Annotated in this window: 20 protein-coding genes; 9 read left to right on the forward strand and 11 right to left on the reverse strand. The window is 57.4% G+C overall.

Translation table 11 applies throughout. The annotated features are described in order from the left end of the window. Positions 1-188 precede the first annotated feature (188 nt). Positions 189-1229 carry a patatin-like phospholipase family protein gene (locus PVZ78_RS03270; RefSeq protein WP_007931359.1) on the forward strand — a complete coding sequence of 347 codons (1041 nt, stop codon included), beginning with the start codon at positions 189-191 and terminating at the stop codon, positions 1227-1229. Positions 1230-1248: 19 nt separating this feature from the next. Here the strand turns inward: PVZ78_RS03270 and PVZ78_RS03275 are convergent, their stop codons facing one another. The 6 genes from PVZ78_RS03275 to kdpF form a co-directional block, all read right to left on the reverse strand. Beyond that, positions 1249-1944, reverse strand: a complete 696-nt coding sequence (locus PVZ78_RS03275) for a response regulator (RefSeq protein WP_009050149.1) — start codon at positions 1942-1944, stop codon at positions 1249-1251. A 113-nt stretch (positions 1945-2057) separates the two neighbouring features. Next, positions 2058-4709, reverse strand: coding sequence for a sensor histidine kinase (locus tag PVZ78_RS03280; RefSeq protein ID WP_016704351.1), 2652 nt, complete (start codon positions 4707-4709; stop codon positions 2058-2060). A gap of 52 nt (positions 4710-4761) precedes the next feature. Then, complete coding sequence (gene kdpC / locus PVZ78_RS03285) at positions 4762-5313, reverse strand: potassium-transporting ATPase subunit KdpC (protein WP_029527096.1); 552 nt, start codon at positions 5311-5313, stop codon at positions 4762-4764. Between the two features lie 114 nt (positions 5314-5427). Beyond that, the gene (gene kdpB, locus PVZ78_RS03290) at positions 5428-7485 is read right to left on the reverse strand and encodes a potassium-transporting ATPase subunit KdpB (protein WP_016704353.1); all 2058 of its coding nucleotides are present in this window, start codon (positions 7483-7485) and stop codon (positions 5428-5430) included. 55 nt (positions 7486-7540) lie between these two features. Further along, entirely contained in the window at positions 7541-9250 is a 1710-nt protein-coding gene (kdpA, locus tag PVZ78_RS03295) for a potassium-transporting ATPase subunit KdpA (protein WP_273828207.1), read from the reverse strand. Between the two features lie 8 nt (positions 9251-9258). Further along, positions 9259-9348 (reverse strand): K(+)-transporting ATPase subunit F, encoded by a 90-nt coding sequence (kdpF, locus tag PVZ78_RS03300; protein ID WP_007899818.1) that lies wholly within the window; start codon positions 9346-9348, stop codon positions 9259-9261. A 397-nt stretch (positions 9349-9745) separates the two neighbouring features. On the opposite strand from kdpF, the gene eat reads away from it, so the two are divergent. Both eat and PVZ78_RS03310 read left to right on the forward strand, forming a co-directional pair. Beyond that, positions 9746-11110: an ethanolamine permease gene (gene eat, locus PVZ78_RS03305; protein ID WP_028683079.1), complete on the forward strand. Its 1365-nt coding sequence runs from the start codon at positions 9746-9748 to the stop codon at positions 11108-11110. A 178-nt stretch (positions 11111-11288) separates the two neighbouring features. Next, complete coding sequence (locus tag PVZ78_RS03310; RefSeq protein ID WP_009050155.1) at positions 11289-11456, forward strand: DUF2897 family protein; 168 nt, start codon at positions 11289-11291, stop codon at positions 11454-11456. A gap of 67 nt (positions 11457-11523) precedes the next feature. On the opposite strand, the gene PVZ78_RS03315 is transcribed toward PVZ78_RS03310, so the two are convergent. Then, a complete protein-coding gene (locus tag PVZ78_RS03315) occupies positions 11524-12375 on the reverse strand; it encodes an urea carboxylase-associated family protein (RefSeq protein ID WP_028683080.1) in 852 nt (283 codons plus the stop codon). Positions 12376-12390: 15 nt separating this feature from the next. Further along, complete coding sequence (locus tag PVZ78_RS03320) at positions 12391-13044, reverse strand: GntR family transcriptional regulator (protein ID WP_009050157.1); 654 nt, start codon at positions 13042-13044, stop codon at positions 12391-12393. A 196-nt stretch (positions 13045-13240) separates the two neighbouring features. Between PVZ78_RS03320 and PVZ78_RS03325 the strand changes: the two genes are divergently transcribed. Continuing rightward, positions 13241-13807, forward strand: coding sequence for a TetR/AcrR family transcriptional regulator (locus tag PVZ78_RS03325; RefSeq protein WP_016704356.1), 567 nt, complete (start codon positions 13241-13243; stop codon positions 13805-13807). 28 nt (positions 13808-13835) lie between these two features. Here the strand turns inward: PVZ78_RS03325 and PVZ78_RS03330 are convergent, their stop codons facing one another. The 3 genes from PVZ78_RS03330 to PVZ78_RS03340 all read right to left on the reverse strand — a co-directional run bounded on the left by PVZ78_RS03330 (position 13836) and on the right by PVZ78_RS03340 (position 17328). After that, on the reverse strand, positions 13836-14630 hold the full coding sequence (locus tag PVZ78_RS03330) for an SDR family NAD(P)-dependent oxidoreductase (RefSeq protein ID WP_124340595.1): 795 nt from the start codon (positions 14628-14630) through the stop codon (positions 13836-13838). 225 nt (positions 14631-14855) lie between these two features. Further along, positions 14856-15188, reverse strand: coding sequence for a ComEA family DNA-binding protein (locus PVZ78_RS03335; protein WP_028683082.1), 333 nt, complete (start codon positions 15186-15188; stop codon positions 14856-14858). 112 nt (positions 15189-15300) lie between these two features. Then, positions 15301-17328, reverse strand: coding sequence for a polysaccharide biosynthesis protein (locus tag PVZ78_RS03340; RefSeq protein WP_273828208.1), 2028 nt, complete (start codon positions 17326-17328; stop codon positions 15301-15303). A 484-nt stretch (positions 17329-17812) separates the two neighbouring features. Between PVZ78_RS03340 and PVZ78_RS03345 the strand changes: the two genes are divergently transcribed. The 5 genes from PVZ78_RS03345 to PVZ78_RS03365 all read left to right on the forward strand — a co-directional run bounded on the left by PVZ78_RS03345 (position 17813) and on the right by PVZ78_RS03365 (position 26439). Then, positions 17813-18799 carry a glycosyltransferase family 2 protein gene (locus PVZ78_RS03345; protein WP_273828209.1) on the forward strand — a complete coding sequence of 329 codons (987 nt, stop codon included), beginning with the start codon at positions 17813-17815 and terminating at the stop codon, positions 18797-18799. A gap of 583 nt (positions 18800-19382) precedes the next feature. Continuing rightward, positions 19383-19928, forward strand: coding sequence for a dTDP-4-dehydrorhamnose 3,5-epimerase (gene rfbC / locus PVZ78_RS03350; protein ID WP_273828210.1), 546 nt, complete (start codon positions 19383-19385; stop codon positions 19926-19928). Beyond that, on the forward strand, positions 19928-20755 hold the full coding sequence (locus PVZ78_RS03355) for an ABC transporter permease (RefSeq protein ID WP_273828211.1): 828 nt from the start codon (positions 19928-19930) through the stop codon (positions 20753-20755). Before rfbC ends, PVZ78_RS03355 begins: the two co-directional genes overlap by 1 nt. Next, the gene (locus tag PVZ78_RS03360) at positions 20745-22094 is read left to right on the forward strand and encodes an ABC transporter ATP-binding protein (protein WP_273828212.1); all 1350 of its coding nucleotides are present in this window, start codon (positions 20745-20747) and stop codon (positions 22092-22094) included. The genes PVZ78_RS03355 and PVZ78_RS03360 overlap by 11 nt, the downstream gene beginning before the upstream one ends. Further along, complete coding sequence (locus PVZ78_RS03365; RefSeq protein WP_273828213.1) at positions 22087-26439, forward strand: glycosyltransferase; 4353 nt, start codon at positions 22087-22089, stop codon at positions 26437-26439. The genes PVZ78_RS03360 and PVZ78_RS03365 overlap by 8 nt, the downstream gene beginning before the upstream one ends. Positions 26440-26465: the final 26 nt, after the last annotated feature.

Below are 26465 nucleotides of genomic sequence, written 5' to 3' on the forward strand. Positions count from 1 at the left end.
AACCTAAGACGATCGCCGCCGCTAAAAGTGCCTTGGCCCGTCAAGGGAAAATATAGTCGCGCGAGCATAACCTCATGCGGCAAGACAGTGGAAAAATCCCTTTGCCCAAGGCCCGGGCAGGCATCAGTGATTGAACCGAAACCCTCGATGGGTGCATTGTGGAAACCTGTCTGGCGAAGGATCGGGTCATGAAGAAGCGTGTCGCACTGGTCCTGGGCTCTGGTGGTGCCCGGGGTTACGCCCACATCGGGGTGATTGAAGAAATCGAAAGACGTGGTTACGACATTGCCTGTGTCGCAGGTTGTTCCATGGGGGCCGTGGTCGGTGGCATCTACGCCGCCGGCAAACTGGACGACTACCGCAGCTGGATCGAAAGCCTGGACTATCTGGATGTGCTGCGGCTGGTAGACGTCAGCTTTCGCCTGGGGGCGATACGCGGAGAGAAAGTATTCGGCCAGATCCGCAAGATCGTCGGCGAAATCAATATCGAAGACCTGCGCATCCCTTACACCGCTGTGGCCACCGATCTGACCAACCAGCAGGAAATCTGGTTCCAGGAAGGCTGCCTGCACCAGGCCATGCGGGCTTCGGCGGCGATCCCCAGCCTGTTCACCCCGGTCATGCAAGGCAACCGCATGCTGGTGGACGGCGGCCTGCTCAACCCGCTACCGATCGTCCCGGTGGTCTCCAGCCACTGCGACCTGATCATCGCCGTCAACCTCAACTCGACCAACCAGCGTCGTTACCAGTTGCCGGTGATCCAGCGCCCCGCCGCCTTCAAGAGCCGCTTCGACAGCCTGATCAACTCCCTGGGCTCGCACCTGCCCTTTCGCCGCAAGCAAGCCGAACAACTGCTGCTGCTCGAACAGGAAGCCCTGCGCAGCGAGGCGGCCGACATCGGCAACCCCTGGATCGAATCCGCCGAGCCCGAGGCCCAGCAACCGGCCGCGGCTCCGGAAACCGACGGCGCCCCGAAATCGGCCACCGGCTCGTTCATTATCGATAACGTCGGCCCCGCGTCCCTGCTGGACCTGATCAACCAGAGCTTCGAGGTGATGCAGACCTCGCTGGCGCAGTACAAGATCGCCGGCTACCCGCCGGACATCCTGATCAACGTGCCCAAGCGGGTGTGCCGCTTCTTCGAGTTCTACAAGGCTCCGGAGCTGATCGCACTGGGACGGGAGATTGCCAGCGACACCCTGGACCGCTACGAGAACGAGCTGAATTGAAAGAGGGCCGCGAGCCCGCTCACTCCTCCGCCCCCAGTAACCGGTACCCCACGCCAGCCTCGGTCACGATAAAGCGTGGCCGGGTCGGATCGTCCGCCAGCTTCTGCCGCAGATGGCCGACCACGATACGCAGGTAGTGACTGTCCTCAGTGTGCGTCGGCCCCCAGATATCCTTGAGCAGTTGCTGCTGGGTGATCACCCGGCCCGGGTGCCGCGCCAGTTGCGCCAACACAGCGTATTCCTTGCGCGTCAGCGCCACTTCGGCACCGTCGAGCAATACACGGCGATACGCCAGGTCCACGGTCAGCGGGCCGAAATTCAAGGCCGCTTCCTGCGCTTCGCCGACGGGCGCCTGGCGCAACAAGGCACGAATACGCGCCAGGAACTCCTGGATGCCAAAGGGCTTGGTCACATAGTCGTTGGCGCCACCGTCCAGCGCTTCGACCTTCTGCCCTTCGCTGGCCCGCACCGACAACACCAGCACCGGTACACCCGACCACTCGCGAAACTCGCGCAGCACCTGCTGGCCGTCCATGTCCGGCAGGCCGAGGTCGAGTACCAGCAGGTCCGGCTTGTTCAACGCCGCCTGGGCCAGGCCTTCGTTGCCGGTGCCGGCTTCAAGCACTTTGTAGCCCTGGGACACCAGGCTGATGCGCAGGAATTTGCGGATCTGCGGTTCGTCATCGATGACCAGGATGGTCGCGGTCTGGCTCATGGTTTCGGTTCAAGGCAAATAAGTGGCGCAAGAGTAGCGCAGGCGTCGCTGTAGATTGTAAAGAACATGGGCGGCCCTCCTGGCCTCGTTGGGTTGACGCTTTTTACCGGCACTCAGGCCTCTCCTTCAAGCTCGGGTTGCGCCTGCAGCGGCAGGCACAGGGTGATGCAGGTGCCACGCCCCTCGATCCCCTCGCCCACCGTAATGCGCCCACCATGGGCACCGACCATGCCCTGACAGATCGCCAGCCCCAGGCCGGTACCCTGCCCGCCGCGATCGCCGCGTGCGGCGGTGTAGAACATGTCGAAAATCCGCGGGCGATCCTCCACCGGAATACCCGGCCCTTCGTCGCTCACGGCAAACAGCAACTCGGTGTCGCTGGTCCCGACGCTCAGTTGCAAGCGGCCGTTGGCTGGCGAAAAACGCGCAGCGTTTTCCAGGACATTGATCAGCGCCTGTTCGATCAGCGCCGCATGCACGAAAAGCAACGGCAGTTCGGCCGGCAGGTCGGTGCTGACCCGCAGCGGCGCCAGCACCACCCGCAGGCGATTCAGCGCACTGCCAACGATATCGGCTGGCGCTACCCAGTCCCGCGCCAGCTTCAATGACCCATGCCCGAGACGGGTCATGTCCAGCAGATTCTGAATGTAGCGATCCAGGCGCTCGGCCTCATCACGCGTGCCTTCGAGCAGTTCACGCCGGTCTTCCAGGGGGATCGCCTCCCCCAGCGCCAGCAGGCTGTCGATGCTGCCGCGCATCGAGGTCAGCGGCGTGCGCAAGTCATGGGACACCGAGGCCAGCAGCGCACTGCGCAACTGCTCGGTTTCGCCGTGCAGGCGCGCCGCTTCCAGGTCCTCGGCCAACTGTGCCCGGGCCAAGGCCTGGGCCAGGGGCTGGCTCAAGGCGCTCAACAGGCGTCGACGCTGAGCGTTGAGTTCCTCGCCCTCCTTCGGGCAGACCCCGAGCAAACCCAGCGGACCTTCATCGACGGATAACGGCCACCACCACCAGCGGCCGAACGGCAGGGTTCCAGTGCCCATCCCCGCCGGTTGATCGTGTTGCCAGGCCCAGTCGGCGGCAGCCCGCTCGGACTCGGAAAACTGCAAGGGCCCGCCCGTCTCGACCTTCCAGCCACCCTGCCCGTCGCGATTGAGCAGGCACAGCTGCAATTCCTTCCAGCCATTGAGATGCTGCGCCGCGGCACTGACCACCGCCTGCCGGTCGGTAGCGGCGGTGAGTTTGCGCGACAGGTCCAGCAGCTCGCTGGTTTCTTCCTGGGTATCGCGCAATGCCTGCAATTGCCGACGCTGGCGCGCCGCCAGGTTGCCGGTCAGGGCCGCCATCAACAGGAAGAACAGCAGCGTCAGCACGTCTTCCTCGCGCTGGATGGCGAAGGAGAACGTCGGTGGAATGAACAGGAAATCGTATGTCAGGAATGACAGGGCCGCACACACCAGCGCCGGCCCGAGACTGCTGCGTACTGCCACCAGCAGCACCGCGGCGAGGAACACCAGGGAGATATTCGGCAACGCCAGCACACTCGCCACTGCCCACGACAGCCCCGACGCCAGGATTGTCGCCAACACCGCCAGGGCGTAGTCGAACCAGACCAGCGAACGTTCCACCCGCAGGCGCGGCTGGCCGGGTTCATCCTCGCTGTCGAGCACGTTGATTTCCAGACCCTGGGCGTTGCGCAGCAGGCGCGCCGCCAGACCGCCACCGAACAAACGGCGACGCAGGCGCTTGCGTGACTGCCCCACCAGCACCAGGCTGGCGCGCCGCTCCGCGGCATGCTGGATCAGGGTTTTCGCCACCTCGCCGGCCCGCAGCAGGACCACCTCGCCACCGAGGCGCTCGGCCAGTTGCTGGGCGCTTTGCAGGCGCTGGCGGGATTGCTCGTCGGGAACTCGGCCGTTATCCACATGCACCAGGCTCCAGGGCAGATGCCGCCGCCGGGCGACATGGCTGGCATGGCGCACCAGGCGCTCGGCCTGGGCATCGCCGTCGACCCCTACCAGCAAGCGCCCGCGCACCGCTGGCGCGGCCTGCCCGAGCTTGCGATAACCCTGGGCCAGGTCGTCGTCGACCTGCGCCGCCGCGGCCTGCATCGCCAACTCGCGCAGCGCCGTGAGGTTGGTCTGGGTGAAGAACGCATCGATCGCCGCGCGGGCCTGCTCCGGCACATACACCTTGCCTTCGCGCAGGCGCTCCAGCAGTTCTCGTGGTGGCAAGTCCACCAGCAGCAATTCGTAGGCTTCCTGCAGCACCCAGTCGGGCAAGGTTTCGCGGACCTGCACCCCGGTAATGCCGCGAACCTGATCGTTGAGGCTTTCCAGGTGCTGCACGTTGACCGTGGTGAAGACGTCGATACCGGCCGCCAGCAACTCCTGGATATCCTGCCAGCGCTTGGCGTGCCGGCTGCCTGGGGCGTTGGTGTGGGCCAGCTCGTCCACCAGTACCAGCTTGGGTCTGGCCTTGAGCAAACCGTCGAGGTCCATCTCTTCGAGCATCACCCCGCGGTATTCGGAACGCACCAGCGGCTGTTGCGGCAAACCGCCGAGCAAGGCTTCGGTTTCCGCCCGGCCATGGGTTTCAACCACCCCGGCCAAAACCTTCACCCCCTGGCGCAATTGCGTGTGCGCCGCCTGCAACATGGCGTAGGTCTTGCCGACGCCCGGCGCGGCGCCGAGGAAAACCTTGAGCCGGCCGCGGCCGTCGTGGGACAGATCGGCTAACAGGGCATCGGCGCGGCCGGAATCACTCATGCATTTTTCTCTCTGGACTCAAATCATCGACATACAGACTTGTAGCAGCTGGCTACAGGGCGAGCTTTTCCAGCGCCATGTTCAAGGCCAGCACATTCACCACCGGCGGGCCGACCAGAGGCTGCTCGACATGAGCGTCCACCAGTTGCTGCAGCGTGGCGACCGGCAGGTTACGCGCCGCCGCGACCCGCGCCAGTTGATAGTTAATCGCCGCCGGTGGCAAGTGCGGATCCAGGCCGCTGCCCGAAGTCGTCAGCAACGCCAGCGGTACCGGCCCCTGCCCTGGTACCACCAGCTTGTTGGCGTCGTCGATCACACGGGTGGCCAGCGCCGGGTTGCTCGGCGCCAGGTTGCTCGCACTGCTGGACACCGTGGCAAAGGCCCCGGCCGATGGACGCGGGTGGAACCAGCTGTCGCCGCTGAAGTCCTGGGCGATCAGGGCCGAACCACGGACCTGGCCCACGCCATCGAGCACCAGGCTGCCATTGGCCTGTTTCGGGAACGCCACCTGGGCCACGCCGGTGACCACCAGCGGATAGGCCACGCCCGTGATCAGGGTCATCAACACAATCAGGCTCAGGGCCGGACGCAATACAGTGGACATCATCAAATCCTCGATTCGGTTAACAAGTTCACCCCAAACGCTGCAGGAGCCGGCCTGCTGGCGGTGCATCAGTGACACCGCCTCGCCAGTAGGCTCGCGCCTCCAGGGATGCGGTTACACCAGGTGCAAAGCCGTCAGCAGCATGTCGATCAACTTGATGCCCAGGAACGGCACCAGGATCCCGCCCAGGCCATAGATCAGCAGGTTGCGGCGCAGCAGATGGGCCGCGCTGGCCGCCTGCACCCGCACCCCGCGCAGGGCCAGCGGAATCAACACGACAATGATCAGGGCGTTGAACACGATCGCCGAGAGGATCGCGCTCTGCGGGCTGCTCAGTTGCATGACGTTGAGCACGCCGAGCTGTGGATAAATCGCCGCGAACAGCGCCGGCAGGATTGCGAAGTACTTGGCGATGTCGTTGGCAATGGAAAAGGTGGTCAGGGCGCCACGGGTCACCAGCAGCTCCTTGCCGATCTGCACCACGTCCAGCAGCTTGGTCGGGTCGCTGTCGAGGTCGACCATGTTCGCCGCTTCGCGCGCCGCCTGGGTGCCATCGTTCATCGCCATGCCGACGTCGGCCTGGGCCAGCGCCGGGGCGTCGTTGGCGCCGTCGCCGCACATGGCGACCAGGCGGCCGTCGTTCTGTTCGTGGCGAATGCGCGCCAGCTTTTTCTCCGGCGTGGCTTCGGCCAGCACGTCGTCCACCCCGGCCTCCGCAGCAATGGCGGCGGCGGTCAGCGGGTTATCGCCGGTCACCATCACAGTGCGGATCCCCAGCTTGCGCAGCTCGGCGAAACGCTCGCGGATACCGGGCTTGACCACGTCCTTGAGGTGAATGGCGCCAAGCAGCTTGCCCTCGGCGCACACCAGCAACGGCGTGCCGCCACTCTGGGCGATCTTGTCGATTTCCCGGGACAACGCCGGAGCCAGGTCGCCACGTTGCAGACCGACGAAAGCCAGTACCGAATCCACCGCGCCCTTGCGATAGACCCGCCCCTGATAGTCGACACCAGACAGCCGGGTTTCAGCACTGAACGGCACGGCGGTCAGCGCATCGGCGCCCGGCTCGGGCTGTGGATAAAGCCCGCGCAGGTATTCGACGATGGACTTGCCTTCCGCCGTGTCGTCCGCCAGCGAGGCCAGCAAGGTGGCCTCGGCCATTTCCTGGTGGTTGACCCCAGGCGCCGAGTGGATGGCCGCGCAACGACGGTTGCCGAAGGTGATGGTGCCGGTCTTGTCCAGCAACAGCACATGCACGTCACCCGCCGCTTCCACCGCGCGACCGGATTTGGCGATCACGTTCAGCCGTACCAGGCGGTCCATCCCGGCGATCCCGATGGCCGACAGCAAGCCACCGATGGTGGTCGGAATCAGGGTCACCAGCAACGCCACCAGGAACACCAGCGGCAGGCTGCCATTGGCGAAGTGAGCGAACGGCTGCAGGGTCACGACCACAATCAGAAAGATCAGGGTCAGGCCGATCAGCAGGATGTCCAGGGCCACTTCGTTGGGGGTCTTCTGGCGCTTGGCGCCTTCCACCAGGGCGATCATGCGGTCGAGGGTCGATTCGCCCGGATTGCTGGTAATGCGCACCAGCAACCAGTCGGACACCAGGCGCGTATTGCCGGTCACGGCCGAGCGATCGCCGCCGGACTCGCGAATGACCGGTGCCGACTCGCCGGTGATCGCCGCTTCGTTGACCGCGGCAATGCCTTCGATGACTTCACCGTCACCGGGGATCATTTCCCCGGCCTCTACACGCACCACGTCGCCTTTGCGCAGATTGGCGGCAGGGATCACCTGGAAGCTGCCATCGGCTTTCTTCAGGCGTGCACTCAGGCCTTCGCTGCCGGCCTTGAGGCTGTCGGCGCGGGCCTTGCCACGCCCTTCGGCCAGCGCTTCGGCGAAGTTGGCGAACAGCACGGTGAACCACAGCCAGAGAGCGATCTGCGCGGCGACGAAGGTTGGCACCGCAGTGTCCGGCACAAGGCACAGTACTGTGGTCAGGATCGCGGTCAGCTCGACCACCAGCATCACTGGCGAACGTTGCAGCTGGCGCGGGTCGAGCTTGACGAAGGCCTGTACCAGCGCCGGACGCCACAGGGCTGCGATCGAGGTTTTCTGTTGCTCGTCGGTCGTGTGTTTCGAGGCCACGGTTTTAGCGCCGGGCATTTTTTCAGTTACAGCCTTCTTGGAGGCAGGAACAGGCATATTCATCATTAAGTCCTCAGCCCTTCATTCCAAAGGCAGCCAAGCTCAAGTGGTCGGCAATCGGGCCCAGCGCCAGGGTCGGCAAAAAGGTCAGCCCGCCCACCAGCAAAATGGTCATGGTCAGCAGCGTGACAAACAGCGGGCCATGGGTCGGGAAGCTGTTCTGGCCGATCGGCGCGGTCTTTTTCAGCGCCAGGCTGCCAGCCAGGGCCAGCACCGGCAGGATGTAGCCGAAGCGGCCGATCAACATGCCCAAGCCCAGCATCAGGTTGTGGAACGGGGTATTGGCGCCCAGGCCGGCGAAGGCCGAACCGTTGTTGGCGCTGGCCGAGGTGTAGGCGTACAGCAACTGGCTGAAACCATGGGCACCGGGGTTGCTCACAGCTGCCACCGGCCCCGGCAGGCTCGCGGCGATAGCACTCAGTACCAGCACGCCGACCGGCATCACCATCAGCGTCACCACCAGCAATTGCACTTCCTTGGCCTGCAGCTTCTTGCCCAGGTATTCCGGGGTGCGCCCGATCATCAGGCCGGCGAGGAACACCGCGATCAGCACGTTCAGCAACATGCCGTAGAGGCCCGCGCCGACGCCGCCGAAGATCACTTCGCCGACCATCATGTTGATCAGCGCGACCATGCCGCTCAGCGGGCTGAGGCTGTCATGCATGCCGTTGACCGAACCGTTGGAGGCCGCGGTGGTGGTCACCGACCAGAGCACGGTGGCGGTGGTACCGAAGCGCGCTTCCTTGCCCTCGAGCGGCGCGGTCTGCTCGACCGCGACATTGTTCAGGGTCGGGTTGGGCTGGTACTCGGCCCACAGCGAAGTCGCGCCGCCGATCAGGAACAGCGCCAGCATGCAGGCGATGATCGCCCGGCTCTGGCGCAGGTCCTTGACGTAGTGGCCGAAGGTGAACACCAGGGCGACCGGGATCAGGATGATCGAGGCCACCTCGAACAGGTTGCTCCAGGCCGTCGGGTTCTCGAACGGATGCGCCGAGTTGACGCCAAAGAAGCCCCCGCCGTTGGTGCCCAGTTGCTTGATGGCGATCTGGCTGGCGGCCGGGCCCAGTGGAATCACCTGATCGACGCCTTGCAAGGTCACGGCGTGGACATACTGGGCGAAGGTTTGTGGTACGCCCTGCCAGACCAGGAACAATGCCAGCAGCAGGCACAGCGGCAGCAGGCCGTAGAGGGTGGCGCGGGTCATGTCGACCCAGAAGTTGCCCAGGGTCTGCGCCGAGCGCCGGCCGATGCCGCGGCACAGGGCAACCAGCACGGCCAGGCCGGTGGCGGCGCTGACAAAGTTCTGCACGGTCAGGCCGATCATCTGGCTCAGGTAGCTCAGCGAGGCTTCACCGCTGTAGGACTGCCAGTTGGTGTTGGTCATGAAGCTGACCGCGGTGTTGAACGCCAGCGTCCACTCCTGCCCCGGCAGGTTCTGCGGGTTGAGCGGCAAATGGTCCTGGAACAGCAGAATCGTGAACAGCAACAGAAAGCCGGCCAGGTTGAACGCAAGCAAGGCCAGGGTGTACTTCTGCCAGCTCTGCTCGCTCTGCGCATCGACGCCCGAAAGCCGGTAACAGGCGCGCTCCACCGACCCCAACAGCGGCGTCAGCCAGGTACGCTGGCCCTCCATCACCTTGTAGTAGAACCGCCCCAGGAAAGGCGCTGGCAGCAGCACCAGGGCAAAGAAGCCGAGGATCAGCCAATAGTCATAACTGTGCATAGCCGCTCCTAGTTCCGATCCGCGCGCAACAGCGCAACCAGCAGATAAATGAACAGCCCCACTGCCAGCAGCAGGGACACCCCGTCCAGAACGCTCATGGAATCTCTCCGTCGTACGGCAATCGCCGCGTGTGGGGCATTGTCCGCAGGGAGGCTGTAAAGGAACGAGATCGAGGGCGTGGGCGGCGCATAAAGAAAGCGTAAAGAAAGGCTTTACGCGGGATTTACACCGGCAATCGGCGTGACCTGGGGAGGAGACGGCAGCCATCGCGGGAAGTCTTGCTGCAACGGCAGGCACAATCCATGAAAGAACATGCCCGGACGCCGCCCTTCTCTGTTGCACGGCTGTGCACCAATCCAGACACCTTCAGCCCAGAAACAACTGGAAACATCCTCGATACGACAGCTTCTGGCGCTTTACGACGCCCGTTTTCGCTCTGGCATGAGCGGTGCAGTGAGCAACCTCGAGCACTTCTTTCCGTTCCGGGAGCCACGCATGAACACACAACTCAAACCAACGCTGGGCACGCTGCATTTATGGGGGATCGCGGTCGGGCTGGTGATCTCCGGGGAGTACTTCGGCTGGAGTTATGGCTGGGGTGTCGCCGGCACCCTGGGCTTTCTGCTGACCTCACTGATGGTCGCGGCCATGTACACCTGTTTCATCTTCAGCTTCACCGAGCTGACCACCGCCATTCCCCATGCCGGCGGGCCCTTTGCCTACAGCCGCCGGGCCTTTGGTGAAAAAGGCGGGCTGATCGCCGGACTGGCGACCCTGATCGAATTCGTCTTCGCGCCACCGGCCATCGCCCTGGCGATCGGTGCCTACCTGAATGTGCAGTTCCCCGCCCTGGACCCGAAGCATGCGGCGGTCGGTGCCTATATCGTGTTCATGGGACTGAACATTCTCGGGGTCAAACTCGCCGCCACCTTCGAGCTGGTGGTCTGCGTACTGGCGGTGGCGGAACTGCTGGTGTTCATGGGCGTGGTCGCGCCGGCCTTCAGCTTCAGCAACTTCGCCCTCAACGGCTGGGCGGGTTCGGACACCTTCGGCGCGCCGGCGATTGCCGGGATGTTCGCGGCGATTCCATTCGCCATCTGGTTCTTCCTCGCCATCGAAGGCGCAGCCATGGCCGCCGAGGAAGCCAAGGATCCGAAACGCACCATCCCCAAGGCCTACATCAGCGGCATTCTGACCCTGGTGCTGCTGGCCATGGGCGTGATGTTCTTCGCCGGCGGCGTGGGCGACTGGCGCACCCTGTCGAACATCAACGACCCGCTGCCCCAGGCCATGAAAGCCGTGGTCGGGGACAACTCCGGCTGGCTGCACATGCTGGTATGGATCGGCCTGTTCGGCCTGGTGGCGAGCTTCCACGGCATCATTCTTGGCTACTCGCGGCAGTTCTTCGCCCTCGCCCGCGCCGGCTATCTGCCGGCGTCGCTGGCCAAGCTGTCGCGCTTCCAGACGCCACACCGCGCCATCATCGCCGGCGGCCTGATCGGCATCGCCGCCATCTACAGCGATGGCCTGATCAACCTGGGCGGCATGACCCTGACCGCGGCGATGATCACCATGGCCGTATTCGGCGCCATCGTGATGTACATCATGAGCATGCTCAGTCTGTTCAAGCTGCGCAAAGTCGAGCCGCACCTGGAACGCACCTTTCGCGCCCCGGGCTACCCGCTGGTCCCGGCCATTGCCCTGGCGCTGGCCGTGGTCTGCCTGGTGGCCATGGCCTGGTTCAACAGCCTGATCGGCCTGATCTTCCTCGGTTTCATGGCCGCCGGTTTCGTCTACTTCCAACTGACCGCACAACTGCGTGCCAATGCGCCAGCGGATGCGATGCTGACCGGGCTCTGAGTGAGTAGCATGCCTCTGTCATTGGCTTGCGTAGCCGCACGGAAGATTGATGCAAGAGAGGTTACCGGGGCAGATCGGGCCTACAATGGAACCACTGCGAAACGCTGTAACTCGAAGTGGTATGGCAGCTTGACGGGCGAAACTCCTCGCCCGCCGGTATGCCCTCAAGGAGAGCCCTATGCCCTGGTATGCCTGGTTGATTCTGATCGTTGCAATCGGCTCGATCGTCGGCGGTCTGATGATGTTGCGCGACACCGCCAACAAGGTGGAACTGACCGATGAGCAACGCAAGCGCGTTGCTGAGCGCAACGCGGAAGCGGACGCCAAGGACGCGCAGGACCGCTGACTGGATAACCCGATCGAACAGCCCCGCCCTTCACACAATGGCGGGGCTTTTTATTTCCTCAACGGCATTATTTCTCCCAGGCTGCCTTGGTGATCTGCAGGCCATGCAAGCCTTTGTAGGCAGCCCGCTCTGGCTGGCTCCAGCCTTCGAGCAACGCCTCGTCGAGCCGATAGATTTCCACGCCCAATGGCCGGCAGACACTGAGCGGGTCCTGGGCCTCCGGCCCCCACATGGGCAACGACAGGTCGCCGCCCGGGCAGGTCGACAGCGCACACAACAGATCGATTTCGGCAAAGAACTCCAGGTAATCGCCCTTCTGCGCAGGACAGGCCTTCATGAAATACATGTCGTCGTGATTGAGCCCGGTGCACTGGAAGATGTTCAGCACGTCGTGCACATCGAACTCGGTCAGGCCGTGGGGCAGGACCGCGCGCGTGAGGTTGGAGTGGCAATGGTGATGGAAGTCCTCCCCGGTGAGCATGCGGTTCACGTAGGGATCGCAGCGCGTGCCGAGCAGGTCGTGCAAACGCCCGCCATGCTCGTCGATGCCGTAACCGGCCAGGCTGTCATCGGTAATGGTCACCAGCGGCCGCAGGAACGGCAGGTTCGACCACAGCCGATCGTGGGTACTGACATGCGCGCCCTGCAACTGCCGGGTACGCGCCGCCCACAAACGCTCCCGCGGATCGTTGGCATTCCAGACGTTGAAGTCCCCGACCTGTGGGCCGGCCGGCGTGGTCACCCGGAACACATGTCCGGCCGGCACATGCCAGGCCCGCCCGGTGCGGATCGGTACCTCGAATTGCTCGATCAAGGTGCGTTGGTCCTTGCTGTCGCGGACCCGCTCATAAAAGGCCGTGTCCACCTGCAGGGCCGAGCCTTTGCTGACCTGATAAGCCGCGGGATAGTCCTTGTACATGGTTGAAACCCTCGATCAGTGGCGGGAAGAGTGGCTGAGAATGTCGAGCAGCAGCCGTTCGGAATCGTCCAGGTAAACCGCCAGGGTCTCGCCGGCGGCCTGCTTGTCGCCATCGGCGAGCAAGTCATGGATCTGCCGGTCCCGGGCCAACCAGGGGGACTGGAAACGCTGCTCGTCAGGGGCGGCACAGAACACCAGGCGCAGCTGCGCCACGACGTTGGTGAAGAACTCGTCGAACAAGGGGCTGCGCATCAGCCCGACGATGTGTTGATGAAACGCCAGGCTGTGGGTACCTACCGAGCGCCAGTCCTCGCGCTCGCGGGCGAGTTCGCTGGCCTCGATAGCCTCGAGCATTCGATCGGACTGGTAGTCGCGCAACGGTTTGCTGGAGGCAATGGCCTGTAACTCCAGGGTACGACGCACCTGGAACAGGTCACGCACCTCATCAATCCCCAACTGTCGCACCGTGACGCCCTTGTTGCGTGCGTAGCGCGTCAGGCCTTCCTGCCCCAGACGATGCAAGGCCTCGCGGATGGTGTTGCGCGAGGCGTTGTAGGTGGACACCAGATCGCCTTCCACCAGGGCCATGCCCGGCAACAGGCGACCGCCGATGATATCGGCACGTAACTCCAGGGTTATCTGGTCAGCCAGGGACAATACGTTGCTCATGAATATCGCCTTGCGATTGTTGAACAATCTATGGATATTCAACAATCACTATTTATGCCAACTGATACTGGGCTCGCCGGCAAACCATGACTTTCTAGTCATTCAGTAGGGAAAATGAGGTTTCTGGGGTTAAAAGTGCAATCCCCCTCCCGTCAACCTTGGGTAAGATGACTCCCTAGCTGTGGAGACTTCCCCGATGCGTTACTCGCAAGACCATAAAGCCCAAACCCATCAACGCATCATCAAGGAAGCCGCCGAGCGCTTTCGGCGCGACGGTATCGGTGCGACAGGCCTGCAACCACTGATGAAAGCCCTGGGCCTGACCCATGGCGGTTTCTACTCGCATTTCAAATCCAAGGATGATCTGGTCGAAAAAGCCCTGCAGGCTGCGGCCGCAGAACTTGATGCCCACTGCGCCACACTGTTTGCCCAGGAACAGCCACTGCAGGCCTTTATCGACAGCTACCTGTCCGAGTGGCATCAGACCTCTCCCGGTCAAGGCTGCCCGCTGCCCACCATGTCTTCGGAACTGGGCCTGCGCGGGCAAGCCAGTCCCACCACCGATGCAGTGCTCAATGCCCGACTCGCGCAGGTAGAGGCCAATCTCGAAGGAGAAAATGCCGCCGACCAGAGCCTGGTGATCATGTCGACCCTGGTCGGGGCCCTGGTGCTGTCACGCAGTGTCGAGAACCCCGACCTGGCCAAACGGATACTGGAGGTAACACGCGAGCATCTGAAAAAGCAGGATGGGCAGGCGGAGTGAACCGCACCACCCTCCGACCTCGACACGGTTATTTGTAGCGAGCAGCCGCGCTGCTTTTCGACAGGTTGGGCCCCAGGGCAAAACGCGCAGCCACGAAGTCGTCCCAATCAGCCGAGTCGGGTAGCGAGGGGATGGTGATCAACTCACCCTGATCAAAACCGGCCAGAGCCGCATCCACCATCTCGGTGGCGTCCATAACCATTTCGGCTGGAATCCCCTGGGCGTCGATGCCCGAACGCTCCCAGATCTCGGTACGGGTCACCCCGGGCAATACCGCCTGGACCTGCACGCCTTTACCGTCCAGTTCCGCAGCAAGCGACTGAGTCAGGCTCAGGACATAGGCCTTGGTCGCACTGTAGGTCGCATTAAAACGCTCGGGAATCAGCGCCACCACCGAAGCGATATTGATGATCGCCCCTCTTCCCGCTGCCGAGAAGCTGGCGGCAGCAGCGGCAGCCAAACGAGTGACCGCGATCACATTGAGCTGAATCATCGCCTCCAGCCGATCCGTATCGGCAACGGCCAGGCTTCCGTCGGCAGCGACACCGGCATTATTCAGCAACAGACTGATACTCGAGTCGGAACGCAAACGCTGCTCGACCTTCAACACATCGGCCTTGAGCGTCAGATCGGCTTTCAACACTTCAACCTGCACTTTGTGCTCGGCCCGCAGCCGGGTAGCCGCGGTTTGCAGGCGCTGCTCATCTCGTGCAACCAGCAACAGATCGTAACCACGAGCGGCCAACCGCTCGGCATAAACCGCACCGATGCCAGATGAAGCACCGGTGACAAGTGCCAGCCCCTTGGGGGAAATCGAGTTCATAACGGCTCTCCAGAAAAGTGCTTGAGAAGGGAAAGACAAGGAATTGATACGCTGCTTGGGAAGCGATTTAATTATAGTCATAATCCAATAAAATATTACGATCATAATTCTATCGAGACGATAGACAACATTGAATGGCGCAATCCTGCTTATGGTGCTTTGCGCACTATGGGCCCGAAAAACACCAGGCCGATCACTGATCGGCCTGGTGCCTGAATTGAAGCGTCAGTTGACCTTCAATTTTTCCCGGTTGCTTTCCAGAATCGCCTTGCCGATTCCCTTGACCTCGAGCAGTTCGTCCACCGAGGTAAAAGGTCCATTGCTCTCACGATATTTAACGATCGCCTGCGCCTTGACCGCACCAACGCCGGGCAGCTCGCGCTGCAAGGCGGCTGCATCGGCAGTGTTCAGATCGATCTTGCCTGCTTGCTCCGAAGAGGCCACCTGCGCCACTGCCGGAGCCTTGGCCTCGGCATGGACCGCAGGTGCCGCGTAGGTAATGGAAGAAAGACTGGCCATCAGAGCGAAGACCAGAGAAGGGAAATAAGTGATACGCATAAGTGACACTCCATCACATCGATTAGGAAAAGCAGCTTTTCCAAAGCTGCTCTCCAAACCTAGGCGGTGCCACGGGCAAGTCAAAAGTGACTGGGTTACAACGTATGTAAGCTCAGGGTTCGAGGCGACGCTGCTGGTAAATCCAGTCGACAATATCGCCATCCGGGGTGTAACCGCTGACAGTCTCGCGCAGCAGTTGTCGAACCCTGGAATAGTCATCCTGCTCAACGGCCGCCAGCAATTCCGCCAGCTTGGCTTTCAGCAAGTCCCAAGGCAGATGATCCTCATTGGCGCTCATGATCATCGGATGCTGAGTGGCAGAAACGTTGTCGCCAATCAGTAACTCTTCGTAAAGCTTTTCGCCCGGGCGCAAGCCCGTGAACTCGATGGCGATGTCGCCCTGGGGGTTCCTCTCCGAACGAATACTCAACCCGGAGAGGTGAATCATCTTCTCGGCCAGCTCGACAATCCTCACCGGCTCGCCCATGTCCAACACGAACACATCGCCGCCCTGCCCCATGGAACCGGCCTGAATCACCAGTTGCGCCGCCTCGGGGATGGTCATGAAGTAACGAGTGATCTTTGGATGGGTAACGGTCAGTGGGCCGCCAGATTTGATCTGGCTATGAAACAACGGAATTACCGAGCCTGAAGACCCCAGCACATTGCCAAAACGCACCATGGTGAAACGGGTTTTGTTGACACGCGATACGTTGGCTTTGTCCCCAAACAACACCGGGGCGATTTCACGACTTAGAGCCTGCAGGGTCAACTCAGCGAGACGTTTGGTGCTCCCCATCACATTGGTTGGGCGCACCGCCTTGTCGGTGGAAATCAGCACGAAATTGGCGACCCCGGCCTGTAATGCGGCCTGAGCAGTGTTGAGCGTTCCCATCACGTTGTTCAGCACGCCTTCGGCGATATTGTGCTCGACCATCGGCACATGCTTGTAAGCCGCCGCGTGATAAACCGTATCGACATTCCAGGTCTTCATCACATCCAGCAGCTTATGCGGATTGCGAATCGAGCCAAGAATGGGCAGCAACCGAACAGGCGACGACTCGCGGGAGAGACGCTGCTCGAGTTCCGACAGGATGTTGTAGAGATTGAACTCACTGTGATCGAACAACAGGAGCGTGGTCGGCCCCAACGAAAAAATCTGCCGGCAGAGTTCGGCCCCGATCGAACCACCTGCGCCGGTCACCAGAACCGTCTTGCCCTTGATACAACGGGCCAGCAAGTCAGGCTGAGCAGGTACAGCGTCGCGCCCCAGCAAGTCTGCGATATCAACTTCCTGAATATCGTCGACCTTCACCCGCCCGCTGGCCAAATCGGTGAAGTTCGGAACACTACGCACATGGAGCGGAAAGCCCTCAAGCAGGTTGAGAATTTCCCGACGTCGCGCACGAGTCGACGACGGCAATGCCAAGAGAATCTCCTGGGCACCGGTTACTTCAATCATCTGCTGGATGTGTTTGGGCTTGTAAACCTGCAAACCGGAAATGGAGCGATCCGCGATACTCGGATCATCATCGACAAAAGCCACAGGACGCATTACCCGCCCCATGCGCAGCGCCGCAACCAGCTGGTTGCCTGCAACGCCAGCACCATAAATGGCGACCTTGGTCAGACCATCGTCGCGATTGGTAAACGGCACGTGTTGGGCTGCGGTGAACCAGTCGCCCATAAAATACTGGCGCATGCAGAGACGTAGGCCGCCGATGATGACGAGGCTTAACCACCAGTAGTTGAAGATGATGGAGCGAGGGACTACGGCCGAGTGGTTGCTGTACCAATAGACAATGACTGCCAAAATGAGTGATGAAAGACTGACAGCCTTGATGATGGCAATAAGCGCATCATTACCAAAATAGCGCATGACGGCGCGATACATGCCGAAGCGTATGAAGAGAGGGATGGCAACCACTGGTGCAAAAGCAAAGAGCCATAGGTGGACTTTGAGTGGATTGTACATATCGTCCACTCCAAGACGGACGATAAAGGCCAACCACAGAGCTGCCCAAACCAACACCACGTCAGTTGAGACCTGAATCAGTCGTTTTTTCCGGCGCGGCAACCCAACCAAAAAAGCCCGGAGTCTATCCATAACGTCATCCAACACTATGCCCTGCTCCCTCATCTAAAAGCACGACTGTATTGTACGCATACGAACAGGGTCGACACATCTCAAATGACCTCCAAAAGCAGCAGAAACCAATAGATCCAAGATGGTACAGAACAATCTCAATGTCACATCTGCAAGCGTTCAAAAGCATAGCCTTGGGATATACCACTGACAAAAATTCCGGCTACTAGCTCTTGACGCGTCGTTAGAATGACAATCAAGAAAACGACCCGTGCTCGGTCAGCCTAAAAAACCAAACCGAAACCTCAGTAGCCTAGTGAGATCACTTTTTTGGCAATAAGTGCCTAGCCAACAGATTTTTTAGAAATTCCCTCCTAAAATAGTTAGCATGATGAGTCCAACAGGGCATACCAAGTTTTACACATTGTGTCTGAGCCATAAAATCACCCGTTTAATCTGCACCCTCGTCGAACTCAGTAAAGCCAGAAGCTTAGCCGCTGGAGAGGTGTTCCGACTCCCGAATGCTTGAGATTAGAAAATGAACACGCAGCCACACCCTCCGACTTTGAATACATTCCCCGATGAGACCGGCACTCCAGAGGCCCACAGTGCAAAAGTAGCTATCTTACTTTGCACTTATAATGGCTCGACGTTCCTTGGCGAACAGCTCGACTCATTCATGCTGCAAACCCATAAGAACTGGGCCATCTATGCATCAGACGATGGATCAAACGACGAAACGCTAACGATTCTCAATCGCTACAAGCAGAAGTTGGGGGAGGATCGCTTAATCATTCTAGAAGGCCCACGCCAAGGCTTCGCAAAAAATTTTCTATCCCTCATCAAAAATTCATCCATCGTTGCTGATTACTTTGCATTCAGCGACCAAGATGACATTTGGTTCAAGGACAAGCTCGAACGAAGTATCGCCAAGCTGGCTCACATAAAAGGCATTCCTGCCCTATATTGCTCCAGAACACGTTTGGTCTCTTCTGATGGTCATGTAACTGGATTTTCTCCCCTGTTTTTAGCCCCGCCTGAATTTGGTAATGCTCTGGTTCAAAGCATCGCGGGAGCAAACACTATGCTTATAAATCACCAAACAAGAGAGTTGCTGGCTGAAACAGCAGACGACGCCACGATTGTCGCGCACGACTGGCTGACCTACCTTTTGGTCAGCGGCTGTGGAGGAAAGGTCATATACGACTCAACCCCAACCCTCGACTATCGTCAACACGCTGGCAATCTGATTGGTGCTAATGCAAGCCTGAAGGATCGCCTGATTCGCCTGGGGAGAATGTGCTCGGGGCGTTTTAATGAGTGGAGCACTCAAAACCTGCTTGTCCTCAACAGCTTCAAACAGAAGCTTGCACCAGAAAATCAGCTGGCAATGGAGCAGTTTGAGCAAGCACGTCAAAGCTCCTTTATTCGCCGGCTGTATCTTATGAAAAAGTCGGGAATTTACCGCCAGACTCCACAAGGTAATGCCAGTCTTTTTCTTGCTGCGTGCCTGAATAAAATCTGAAGAGCCTTTCCACTATAAAGTCAAGAAGCCTCGGACAGACGTCGGACTCCCCCCTAGATGCCTCCATGACTCACATATGGTAAGGTGCCGACCGCTAAAGGCGAAGGGTGGTTACCCTATGCGAAATCTGAGAAATAGGTAGCTGAATAGCATTTTCTTTAGAGCCCACCGTGGCCTCTGGAACGTTTGCTGATCGCTTTTGTCAATCTCAGATCCGTCGCCCCCCCGCCCAAGTTGAAACTCTCTCACGATTTTTGAGCAGCCAACGCTATAAATTCGTCTTTCCAGCGTCTGCCCCCTATCATACCGGCCTAATATTGCCATCGAAGGAACAAAAAGGAACAAAATGAAGCGAGATGGAATGATCCTTACTGCCAGCCAGTCAACGACAAAGCCATTCATTAGGTCTGTCCGCTCATCGTCCCCTCAGCATGCAGCCAAGGCCAAGCCTTCCTGCATCGTCAGAAAGTACCTTTCGCCTGCGCAAGACCAACCTTCAGTTTTTTGAGGGCCTTGTCACCTCCCACTGCTTCACGGCCATAGAAAAAGACCACGCCTCATTTCTGGTAGAGACCCTATAACGATGAAAGCAACACCGCTTAGCATCCCGGAAGTCATCCTATTCGAACCAAAAGTCTTCGGTGACAGTCGCGGATTTTTCTACGAAAGCTTCAACCAAAAGGTTTTTGAGGATGCAGTGGGACGCAACATCCAATTTGTTCAAGACAATCATTCTCGCTCGGACAAAGGTGTGCTCAGAGGCCTTCACTACCAGATACAACGGGCCCAAGGCAAGCTGGTGCGCGTAACCGCAGGAGAAGTCTTCGATGTCGCTGTAGACCTACGCCAAAGCTCACCAACCTTTGGCAAGTGGGTAGGCGCTCACCTAAGCGCGGAAAACAAACATCAATTGTGGGTACCGGAAGGTTTCGCACACGGCTTTGTCGTGCTGTCCGAAAATGCTGAACTCCTATACAAGACCACCGACTATTACGCCCCAACCCATGAGCGCAGCCTGGCATGGAACGATCCAGACATCGGCATCGAGTGGCCATTTGAACCCCCTCCTACTTTGTCTGCAAAAGATCAGGTTGCAGCCCTGCTCGAAAACGCCGAGGTGTTTGCTTAATGAACCCCCATCTCTCACCAACAAGCGGGCCACTGAGCCTGCTGAAAAGCCTCTGGCACAATCGGCAATTGATTGTGCAAATGACCAGACGCGAGGTGATCGGTCGTTATCGTGGTTCTGTCATGGGCCTGGCATGGTCCTTCTTCAATCCAGTTTTGATGCTTGCGGTATATACCTTCGTATTCTCCGAGATTTTCCAGGCTCGTTGGGTCGGCATGGATCCAGGCAAAGGTGGTTTCGCAATTTTGCTTTTTGTTGGCATGATCGTTCATGGCCTGTTTGCCGAATGTGCGAACCGGGCCCCGTCACTAATCCTGACAAACGGCAACTATGTTAAAAAAGTGGTCTTCCCTTTAGAAATACTACCCATCATCGCTCTAGGCTCAGCCCTGTTCCATAGCAGCATCAGCCTGGTAGTGCTCCTGATTGCCCAAGTGATCCTTACACACACAATGCAATGGACCGCATTGCTGTTCCCCCTGGTCCTTATGCCACTGCTTTTGGCAACTCTGGGCTTCAGTTGGTTGCTGGCATCGTTGGGCGTCTTCCTACGGGATGTAGGACAAGTGATCGCTGTGTTGACCACTGTCCTACTATTCCTGTCTCCAGTGCTATACCCAGTGGCTGCGCTACCTGAGGTCTATCAGCCTTGGCTCAAACTGAATCCGTTGACGTACATAATCGAGGAGAGTCGTAATGTTCTGCTTTTTGGTCATCCACCACAGTGGGACAGCCTGGGCATTGCCATGGTCGTTGGCGCGCTAATCGCCATCATCGGTTTCTGGTTCTTCCAAAAAACACGAAAAGGATTCGCTGATGTCCTCTGACAATATCGCGATCAGCGTACAAAATATCTCCAAGTGTTTTTATACCTACGAGAAGCCCCGGGATCGCTTGAAGCAGGCCATCATGCCACGCCTCCAACGTTGGGCGGGGGACAAGGTCACGACATACGGTAAGGAGTTCTGGGCACTACGTGACATCAGCTTTGATGTTAAAAAAGGTGAAACCGTCGGTATCGTGGGTCGTAACGGCTCAGGCAAATCCACACTCCTGCAAATCATCTGCGGCACTCTGACACCTACAACTGGCTCGATCGAGACCCAAGGGCGTATTGCGGCACTCCTTGAACTTGGCTCCGGATTCAATCCAGAGTTCACAGGTCGCGAGAACATCTATCTCAACGCAGCAGTATTGGGCCTGACTCGGGAAGAAGTGAACGAGCGTTTCGACGCGATCGCAGGCTTCGCTGATATCGGCGAATTCATCGATCAGCCCATTAAAGCTTATTCAAGTGGTATGGCCGTGCGACTGGCATTTGCAGTGCAGGCACAGGTTGATCCAGACATTCTGATCGTGGATGAAGCCCTTTCCGTTGGCGATGCCCGATTCCAGGCCAAGTGCTTTGAACGGCTGCGACAGCTCAAAGACAACGGAACCAGCATTTTGCTAGTCACCCATGCCAGCGAACAGGTAGTCACTCACTGCTCTCGTGCGATTCTGATCAACCAAAGCAGAATCGAACTGATCGGCGAGTCTCGGCCAGTGGTCAATCGCTACATGGATATTCTTTTTGGCCGTGAAAAACGTCTGGAAAAAAAAGAATCACCCGAACCTCAGACTACGCCAGCCCAATCTGCTGAAGCCGTAAAGCTCAGCTTCGAGGAGAACGCTTACGCGGGTCGGGCGGGTTACAACCCTCATGAGTATCGCTGGGGAGACGGTGCCGCCATCTTGCAGGACTTCCATTTGAGTGCGGCAGGGCGCGAGTACCCAAATACAATTGAATCGGGTGAGGAAATCGTACTGAACCTCGCGTTACAGTTTAACCATATAGTCGTCAGCCCGATTCTTGGCTTTACCATAAAGACCAAGGAAGGGGTAACGGTTTACGGTACCAATTCATATCTGCTGGATTGCGAATCGAGTCAAACGATTGGTACAGCAGGTACCCAGGCTACAGCCTGCTTGAAGTTCGTTAACCGACTTGCAACAGGTGATTACTTTATTTCCGTAGGGGTCGCCTCAAGGTCCGGTGAAGATATTTTGCCTCACGATCGACGCTACGACTCTATCCATTTTGTCGTAGCACCCACCCCACAAGTGCTGGGCTTGGTAGATTTAGATGCCTCCATGGAAATCAAATTGGTAACTGAAAATGTTTGAACTTGATTGCTACGGGTATACCCGCGACGAACAAACCGGTGTATGGGTACGCTCCGATTATCAAGGTATCGCTTACAGCGACGGTGACGTTACCGAAAACAAACTTTCCGCAATTATTCGCGATGCCGAGGATGTGTCTGTCCTGTCTGAAGAGCTACCTCAACATTGCACCGATTGGGCGACGCTTTACCATCTAAGCCCCACTCGTGGAAATATCCTACGCCCTTTCGAACACCTGCTCAAAGGTAAGATCCTGGAAATCGGCGCAGGATGTGGTGCGATCAGCCGATTCCTCGGCGAATCCGGAGCCCAACTGCTGAGCCTAGAAGGCAGCCCACGGCGTGCCGCTATTGCCGCGAGCCGTACCCGTGGCCTGAAGAACGTAACCGTTCTCGCAGAACGCTTTGACGATTTCAAAACCGATGAACAATTCGATGCAATCACACTCATCGGTGTGCTGGAATACGCCAGCATGTTCAGTGCTGACGACGACCCAGCATATGCCATGCTCAAACGCATTCGCAGCTTGCTCAAACCCGATGGCCATCTTTTTATCGCCATCGAAAACCAGCTAGGTTTGAAATATTTCGCCGGGGCGCCGGAGGATCATCTCAGCGTTCCAATGTATGGCATCGAAGGTCGATACGTTCCCGGACAACCTAAAACCTTTGGCCGTAAAGAGCTCATCCGGTTGATCGAACGAGCAGGCTTCAAGTCCTCGACGTTCCTGTCCCCAAGCCCGGACTACAAGCTGCCAAACTCAATCATCACTGAGGCAGGATTCACGTCAAACGAATTCGACGCCGCAGCACTGGCATGGCAAAACGTAAAAAAAGACCCGCAATTGCCAGAGATAACGCACTTCAACCTAGAAAAGGCCTGGCCCGTAGTCATCGACAATGATCTAGGTATGGATCTGGCTAACTCGTTCCTGGTAACAGCTTCTTGCGCAGGAACAACTCCAATTGCAGAGACAACGCTCGCCTATCATTACAGTACCGGCCGAAAAGCTGCTTACTGTAAGGAGTCACTATTTGTAAAAACGGACCAAGGGATTGAAGTCCAATATCGGCGTTTGGGAAATGAAACACCCACCGAACAAGATAAAACATTTAAGTACGTACTTCCGGCAACAGATATCTATGCCAAAGGAAAAATCCTGAGCCTGGGCTTCTTGGAAATTGCCACTACTACCGATTGGACGGTGAGCAGCTTCAGTCTATTTATCACATCTTATCTAAAATACTTGAAAATACTGCTGGCGAAAGAGGGGTTCGATCACGACCTTGAAAAAGTAACGGACCTCTTGCCAGGCCGGTACATCGATGCAGTTCCCCATAATATTGTTATTAATGATCAAGACAATCCCTCTCTGATCGATGTTGAATGGGAAATGTCCGAGGGTGTAGAGCTTGGCCATCTACTGATGCGCGCGCTCTTGCTTCTGTTAGCGTGCGCGAACCCTCTTTCTACCAGCGCCTCAACCTTGAGCAGACAAGCATTCATCATTCGACTTCTGGAAAGCGTGAACCTACATATTACACCTGAAGACCTAGACCGCTATATTACTAAGGAAGCTCGCTTCCAGGAAAAAGTGACAGGCCGTAATATTAACAACTTTCTCGACTGGTCTCCTGATAAAACGATTTATACCTTTGGTACATCTCAGCTGAAGCAACCTCGCGCCACTCTTTATTACAGTGACGCATCAGACACATTCTCTGAGCAAAAAACTATCAGCCAGGAAGTAAAAAACGGAACCCAAAAAATAGTTTTCTCCTTGGCGAAAATCGCCTTGGGTAGCTCTGTAATACGACTTGACCCAATCGATACTCGACAATCTTTTTCTATCAACCAAATGAAAATTGCCCACGGCACTCAAACCGTTTGGCTATGGCAAGGTGAACACGAGTCACACTCCGGAGTTATAAAATTCAAACGTACAGATAAGAGCGTACTGTATCTCTCCATTACCAGCGATCCGTATCTTATCTTACCTGTCGACCTTAAAACATTGGAAAGCCTTGAACAGCTAACACTGGAAATAGACTTGACATTACTTATGGACGAGCAAATCGTTCAAGAGATCGCCATGCTTAGTGAAACATCATCAAAAGAGCTTGCCGCAGAACTGACAAAGCCATTGGAACAACAATTAGAAGCAGTGAGTGTCAAATATGCAGAGCTGCAGCAATCAACACAAAAGCAACTAGAATTATTAACTCAAAAAAACGTAGAACTAGAAAAGCAGCAAGCATCTAGCATTTCGGAAGACGTATTTAAAGAAAAGATTCTGCATATCCAAACACTGGAGAGCAAACTCACGCTACAACAAGTTCAGAAAGATACGCATATTCATAATCTGAACTTACAAATTATTGCCATGCAGAGTTCTTCCAGCTGGAAGCTCACAGCACCTTTGCGTAAATCCATCTTGATCATGCGCCGCTTGCGTAAAATGCTTCGGTTACTGCCTTCTGTTATCAGACGTGGCGGCGGCATTCAAAACACCGCCAAAAAAACCTTGGCTGTCTGGAAGCTTCAGGGTACTGCCGGACTGATCGCTCGCCTTCGCTGGTTGAATGGTTCCAGTGATTTTGCATTTGTCGGACAGGAAACCCGCGAAGTACCGGATCGTCACGATTATACGAGATGGGTCGAGTACTACGACACCATCGATGACAATGGTCGTTGGCGCATCAGTGAAGAAATTAGAAAGTATGCCCACAAGCCTTTAATTTCGATTGTCATGCCAGTTTACAACCCTCCTATCGACTTGCTTCGTGAAGCGGTTGATAGTGTAAAGTCCCAGTTGTATCCCAATTGGCAGTTATGCCTTGCCGATGACGCATCAACTCAACCGGAAGTACTTGAGTACCTTAAGTCACTGGCAAAAGATGATAAACGCATAAAAGTAGTGTTTCGCCAGGAAAACGGACATATTTCCCGCGCAAGCAACTCTGCACTTGAAGTGGCTACAGGGCAATATGTTGCACTAATGGACAATGATGATCTCCTGCCTGAACATGCACTCTATTGGGTTGCACGAACTATCATCGAGAATCCGGATGTAGGCCTGATCTATTCCGATGAAGACAAGATCGACGCCGACGGAAAGCGAAGCTCGCCCTACTTCAAATCTGACTGGAATGAATTCCTGTTCCGGTCGCAAAATATGATCTGTCACTTGGGTGTTTACCGCCGAGATCTCATGGACAAAGTAGGCCAATTCCGCCCTGGGTTCGAAGGCGCACAAGACTATGACCTGGCACTGCGCTGCATCGAGCAGTTGGAGCGCGAGCAAATCATCCACATCCCGCGCGTGCTGTATCACTGGCGCATTCATGCTGGCAGTACAGCCATGGCTGGCGATGAGAAACCTTATGCAGCCTTGGCTGGCGTAAAAGCGCTAGACGAGCACTTGCAGCGCAAAGGTAACATTGGAAAAACCGAACTGTTGCCGATGGGAATGTATCGGGTTCGTTATCAATTGCCTGAACAATTACCAATGGTCAGCTTGATTATACCGACCCGTAACGCCCACAGCTTGGTAAAGCAATGCATCGACAGCATCAAGACCCTGACCACCTATCCTAGTTACGAAATCATTCTTATCGACAACGGTTCCGATGACCCCGAGTCTCTGAAATATTTTACTGAAATAGATCGGGAAGACAATATCCGCGTCGTACGCGATGACGGTCCTTTCAACTATTCGGCGCTCAATAATGGCGCTGTACGCCAAGCACGTGGAGAACTGATCGGACTGATCAACAATGACATTGAAATCATCACACCGGAATGGCTTGATGAGATGGTGTCTATTGCTCTACAACCGAATGTAGGGGCCGTAGGCGCTCGTCTGTGGTACCCAGATGATCGCCTGCAACATGGTGGAGTTATTGTGGGTATTGGCGGTGTAGCAGGGCACTCGCATAAATACTTGCCTAAAGGAGACTACGGCTACTTCTGCCGGGCAGCGTTGACACAGGAACTATCGGCAGTCACCGCCGCTTGTTTAATTATTAAAAAATCAATATTTGATAAAGTAAACGGTCTGGACGAAGAAAATCTGAAAATCGCATTTAACGATGTGGATTTTTGTCTACGTGTACAAGAAGCCGGCTATATCAATGTGTGGACACCTTTTGCTGAAATGTATCACCATGAATCTGCCACACGTGGACTCGAAGATACGCCTGAGAAGAAAGAGCGCTTTATGAAAGAAGTTACTTACATTCAAGCGCGCTGGCCAGAAATACAAAATGATTATGCATACAACCCAAACCTGACACTTGACCATGAAGACTTTGGACTGGCTTGGCCCCCCAGAGTAAAAATTTAATACTACCGATCATGCTCAAGCACTCT

Source organism: Pseudomonas sp. SBT1-2 (assembly GCF_028640875.1).
Taxonomy (GTDB): domain Bacteria; phylum Pseudomonadota; class Gammaproteobacteria; order Pseudomonadales; family Pseudomonadaceae; genus Aquipseudomonas; species Aquipseudomonas chlororaphis_I.